The following is a 1,054-nucleotide window of genomic DNA, read 5'->3' on the forward strand; positions in this document are numbered from 1 at the left end:
TAGTGATTTTATTAACAGGATTTCAAAAAAAGACACAAAAAACACCGAAAAATGAAATCAAAAGAGCTGAAAAATTAAAAGCAGAGTATTATGAAAACAAATAAAAATATTAAATCATTTGATTCACATCTTGAGGAAAATTATGGCAAAACAGGAACTCAATCAAGAGATAAATTTGAGGAGGAATTTGAGACTTTTAAAATTGGAGTATTGATCCAAGAGGCTCGAAAAAGACAACAATTAACCCAAGAGGAACTCGCAGACAAAGTTGGAACAACTAAGAATTATATTTCGAGAATAGAAAATAATGCAAGTGATATTCGACTTTCAACATTAATGAGAATTATAAAAGATGGACTTGGGGGGAATTTAAAGTTGTCTTTAGATTTATAGATGATAAATTACTACTGGCAACAACTCATAAAATTTATGCTTACTTTTAAACTAAATAACGAACTAACAAACATTCAACTAACGATTTGCTACGTCCGAAAAATCTCCGATTTTCCAGTCGCACAAATCTTATAAAAGCCCGTTGGCAACAATTAGAACAACAAAAAAAATGAAAAAAAATATTGCTATTATAGTTGCATTGATAAGTTCAATTCAATTTTTCGGACAAAATTATCGTACTGAATTTCTAGAATATATTGAGACAAATGATACTATTAAACAAGTTGAAGTTTTAAAAAAATGGGAAATTGCTTCTCCAAATGACCCTGAATTATTTGTTAGTTATTTTAATTATTATTTCTTAAAAGGAAATAAAGAAGTTCTAACAGTCTCAACCAAGGAACCAAAAGAAGATGGTTTTATATTAAAAGATAGTTTAAATAATACTGCTGGTTATTTAGCTAGTGAAATTTATTTAGACAATTCAATTATTCAAAAAGGAATTGATAAAATTAGCGAAGGAATTAAATTATTCCCTAACAGATTAGATATGAGATATGGGAAAATCTATACTCTTGGTCAAATTGAGGATTGGGATAAATTCACAAGTGAAATAATTAAGACAATTGAGTATTCAAAAATAAATAACAATCAACAACAA

General features: G+C 27.6%; 2 protein-coding genes and 1 pseudogene. All 3 read left to right on the forward strand.

The genetic code is table 11. The annotated features are described in order from the left end of the window. The first annotated feature begins 2 nt into the window (after positions 1-2). A complete protein-coding gene (locus EC396_RS12595; protein ID WP_370276488.1) occupies positions 3-104 on the forward strand; it encodes a type II toxin-antitoxin system RelE/ParE family toxin in 102 nt (33 codons plus the stop codon). Beyond that, positions 91-393 carry a helix-turn-helix domain-containing protein gene (locus EC396_RS12600; RefSeq protein WP_129366992.1) on the forward strand — a complete coding sequence of 101 codons (303 nt, stop codon included), beginning with the start codon at positions 91-93 and terminating at the stop codon, positions 391-393. The genes EC396_RS12595 and EC396_RS12600 overlap by 14 nt, the downstream gene beginning before the upstream one ends. Positions 394-562: 169 nt before the next feature. Continuing rightward, positions 563-1,054: pseudogene (locus EC396_RS12605) on the forward strand (tetratricopeptide repeat protein); the annotation flags it as partial.

The sequence above is a fragment of the Lutibacter sp. HS1-25 genome, assembly GCF_004121075.1.
Lineage (GTDB): Bacteria > Bacteroidota > Bacteroidia > Flavobacteriales > Flavobacteriaceae > Lutibacter.